Genomic DNA, 3,782 nt, shown 5'->3' with positions numbered 1-3,782 from the left:
CGGAGCGGGGCGCCTCCACCAGCGGCAGCGCGGCGGGCGCGGCGGCCGTGCCGGGCCAGGGGCCGTCCGCCGTGGCCCGCTCCGCCATGCGGCGGCATTCGCGGCAGTCGTCGACGTGGCGCACCAGCTCACGGCGGAGCGCGGCGGAGAGCAGCACCTGGGTGTCGCCCGCGAGCCGGGCGACGACGGGGCAGTGGCCCAGCTCCACGACGGCGAGCGCGGCGCGGGTGCGCTCCACCTCGCAGGCGGCGCTGGAGAGCAGGGCGCGGGTCTCGTCGGGCTCCTTGCCGAGCGCGGCGGCGACCTCGGCGGGGGTGAGCTGGTGGCGGACGTGGAGTTCGAGCGCCTCGCGCTGTGCGGCGGTGGTCCCGGCGGCCTCGGGCCAGGCGAGCGCGGCGAGTTCGCGGCGGCGGCGGTCGGCGACGGGCTCGGGCAGCGCGGTGTCCGGACCGCCCCGCCCGCCCGTCGGGTCCCGCGGCTCCCGCCGCTCCCGTAGCTCGGCGAGCTTGCGCAGACAGGCCCAGCGGGCGACCGCGTAGAGCCACGGCCTGCTCGGCTCCTCCTCGGCCTCCGCGCGCCCGCGCCCACGCCCCCGTCCGAGCCGCCGCTCGGCGACGGCCAGCACATCGCCGAGCGTGACGGCCGCGGCGTCGTGCTCGCAGAGGACCGACAGGCAGTAGGTGAACAGACCGTCCAGATACGGCTCGTAGCGCGCGGGGGGCCGCTGAGTGCGCGTGGTGGTGACGCGGGGCGCGCGGCGCTGCGCCCGGTGTGCGCCGGTGGCGTGTGTCGAGTGCTCGGACCTGCTGCTCATCACCCGGCGACCGTAGGCGGATGATGCAGACTCGCTCGCCTTACTTGGGCAGTTTTAACCCTTACGGGTGACCATCTCCCTCATAAGGGGACAGGTGTCCCTCTTCCGTGCCGCAGAACTGCTATGAGCCCACAAGCAGCCTGGGCGCCGCGCTGTCGGTGGCCGACGCTAGCGTTGGCGTCATGGCTGCCCGTAGCTCCTCCCGTTCATCCGCCAAGGACCGGCCCTCCTACCGCTGCACCGAATGCGGCTGGACCACCGCCAAGTGGCTCGGCCGCTGCCCGGAGTGCCAGGCCTGGGGCACGGTCGAGGAGTTCGGCGCGCCCGCCGTGCGGACGACCGCGCCCGGCCGGGTCACCTCGGCCGCACTGCCCATCGGCCAGGTCGACGGCCGCCAGGCCACCGCCCGTTCCACCGGTGTGGACGAGCTGGACCGGGTGCTCGGCGGGGGCCTGGTCCCCGGCGCCGTGGTGCTGCTGGCCGGGGAGCCGGGGGTCGGCAAGTCGACGCTGCTGCTGGACGTCGCGGCCAAGGCGGCCACCGACGACCACCGGACGCTGTACGTGACCGGGGAGGAGTCGGCCGGTCAGGTCCGGCTGCGCGCCGACCGCATCGGCGCGCTGAGCGAGCATCTCTACCTCGCGGCCGAGACCGATCTGTCCGCCGTGCTGGGCCATCTCGACTCGGTCAAGCCGTCGCTGCTGATCCTGGACTCCGTCCAGACCGTCGCCTCGCCCGAGATCGACGGCGCGCCCGGCGGCATGGCCCAGGTGCGCGAGGTGGCCGGGGCGCTGATCCGGGCGTCCAAGGAGCGCGGCATGTCCACGCTGCTGGTCGGCCATGTGACGAAGGACGGGGCGATCGCGGGCCCGCGACTGCTGGAGCACCTGGTCGACGTGGTGCTGCACTTCGAGGGCGACCGGCACGCCCGGCTGCGGCTGGTGCGCGGCGTCAAGAACCGTTACGGGGCGACGGACGAGGTGGGCTGCTTCGAGCTGCACGACGAGGGCATCACCGGCCTCGCCGACCCGTCGGGGCTGTTCCTCACCCGGCGCGCCGAACCGGTGCCCGGCACCTGCCTGACCGTCACCCTGGAGGGCCGCCGCCCGCTGGTGGCCGAGGTGCAGGCGCTCACCGTCGACTCGCAGATCCCCTCCCCCCGCCGCACCACCTCAGGGCTGGAGACCTCCCGCGTCTCGATGATGCTGGCCGTGCTGGAGCAGCGCGGCCGGATCAGCGCGCTCGGCAAGCGCGACATCTACAGCGCCACGGTGGGCGGGGTGAAGCTGTCGGAGCCCGCGGCGGATCTCGCGGTGGCGCTCGCGCTGGCGAGCGCGGCGAGCGACACCCCGCTGCCGAAGAACCTGGTGGCGATCGGCGAGGTGGGGCTCGCGGGCGAGGTCCGGCGGGTCACGGGCGTGCAGCGGCGGCTGTCCGAGGCCGCCCGGCTGGGCTTCACCCATGCCCTGGTGCCCACCGATCCGGGGCGTGTCCCCGACGGCATGCGGGTGCTGGAGGTGGCGGACATAGGGGACGCACTGCGCGTACTGCCCCGCCGGGAGCGCGCCGACCGGTCCCGCGCGGACGCCCCTGAACAGGGGTGACCGCGGGGGCGAACGCGGTGGTGAGCGGGGCGATCCGGGCCACAGGGGGAGCCGCACTCCGGTTCCCGCCCACGGGCGTACGCCGGGAGACCCCACGGGAGGCCGGGGACCGCCGGTAGACTTTGCCCTGGTCTCGCCCGTACGTGGCCTCGTACAGGGGCGCGGAGGGGCGACTCGCGGCACCGATTCAGACCTTGTGACGGAGGAGTGCAGTGGCAGCAGGCGACCGGGCATCGAATCCCGGCAAAGCCGACAGTCTGATGCGTGCCACTCTGAGCGCTGTCGCGCCGGGCACGGCCCTGCGTGACGGCCTTGAGCGCATCCTCCGTGGAAACACGGGCGGGCTCATCGTGCTCGGCACCGACAAGACCGTCGAGTCGCTGTGTACCGGCGGCTTCGTCATCGACGTCGAGTTCACCGCCACCCGGCTGCGCGAACTGTGCAAGCTGGACGGGGCGCTGGTACTCGACAAGGACATCAGCAAGATCGTGCGGGCGGGGGTGCAGCTCGTCCCGGACGCGGCCATCGCCACCGAGGAGACCGGCACCCGGCACCGCACCGCGCAGCGCGTCTCCATCCAGACCGGGTTCCCGGTGGTGTCCGTCAGCCAGTCCATGCGGCTGATCGCGCTGTACGTGGACGGGCAGCGGCGGGTCCTGGAGGATTCCGCGGCCATCCTGTCCCGCGCCAACCAGGCGCTGGCCACCCTGGAGCGGTACAAACTGCGGCTGGACGAGGTCGCGGGCACCCTCTCCGCGCTGGAGATCGAGGACCTGGTCACCGTCCGGGACGTCAGCGCGGTCGCGCAGCGGCTGGAGATGGTGCGGCGCATCGCCACCGAGATCGCCGAGTACGTGGTGGAGCTGGGCACGGACGGCCGGCTGCTGTCGCTCCAGCTGGACGAGCTGATCGCGGGCGTCGAGCCGGAGCGGGAGCTGGTCGTACGGGACTACGTGCCCGAGCCGACCGCCAAGCGCACCCGCACCGTCGCCGACGCGCTCGCCGAGTTGGACCGGCTCACCCACACCGAGCTGCTCGAACTCCCCATCGTGGCCCGCGCTCTCGGGTACACGGGCTCCCCCGAGACCCTGGACTCGGCGGTCTCCCCGCGCGGCTTCCGGCTGCTGGCCAAGGTGCCGAGGCTGCCGGGAGCGATCATCGAGCGGCTGGTGGAGCACTTCGGCGGGCTACAGAAGCTGCTGGCCGCGAGCGTGGACGATCTCCAGATGGTCGACGGCGTGGGCGAGGCCCGGGCCCGCTCGGTCCGCGAGGGCCTGTCGCGGCTGGCGGAGTCGTCGATCCTGGAGCGGTACGTGTAGCGACACGGCAAGCAAGAGGGGGCCGGATCCGCGTCGGCGGATCCG

3 protein-coding genes are annotated in these 3,782 nt (G+C 73.8%); 2 read left to right on the top strand and 1 reads right to left on the bottom strand.

What is annotated here, in order from left to right:
• On the bottom strand, positions 1-814 hold an 814-nt coding region (locus EEJ42_RS33240; protein ID WP_148082111.1), incomplete at its 3' end, for an RNA polymerase sigma factor.
• Between the two features lie 182 nt (positions 815-996).
• Between EEJ42_RS33240 and radA the strand changes: the two genes are divergently transcribed.
• On the top strand, positions 997-2,418 hold the full coding sequence (gene radA, locus EEJ42_RS33235) for a DNA repair protein RadA (RefSeq protein ID WP_123105730.1): 1,422 nt from the start codon (positions 997-999) through the stop codon (positions 2,416-2,418).
• 260 nt (positions 2,419-2,678) lie between these two features.
• Positions 2,679-3,737: a DNA integrity scanning diadenylate cyclase DisA gene (gene disA, locus EEJ42_RS33230; protein WP_123105728.1), complete on the top strand. Its 1,059-nt coding sequence runs from the start codon at positions 2,679-2,681 to the stop codon at positions 3,735-3,737.
• Positions 3,738-3,782: the final 45 nt, after the last annotated feature.

Origin of the sequence: Streptomyces botrytidirepellens, assembly GCF_003721215.1 — a bacterium.
GTDB classification, from domain to species: Bacteria; Actinomycetota; Actinomycetes; order Streptomycetales; family Streptomycetaceae; genus Streptomyces; species Streptomyces himastatinicus.
Note: the sequence above shows the minus strand (reverse complement) of the source record. Positions and strands in the feature narration are given on the sequence as shown.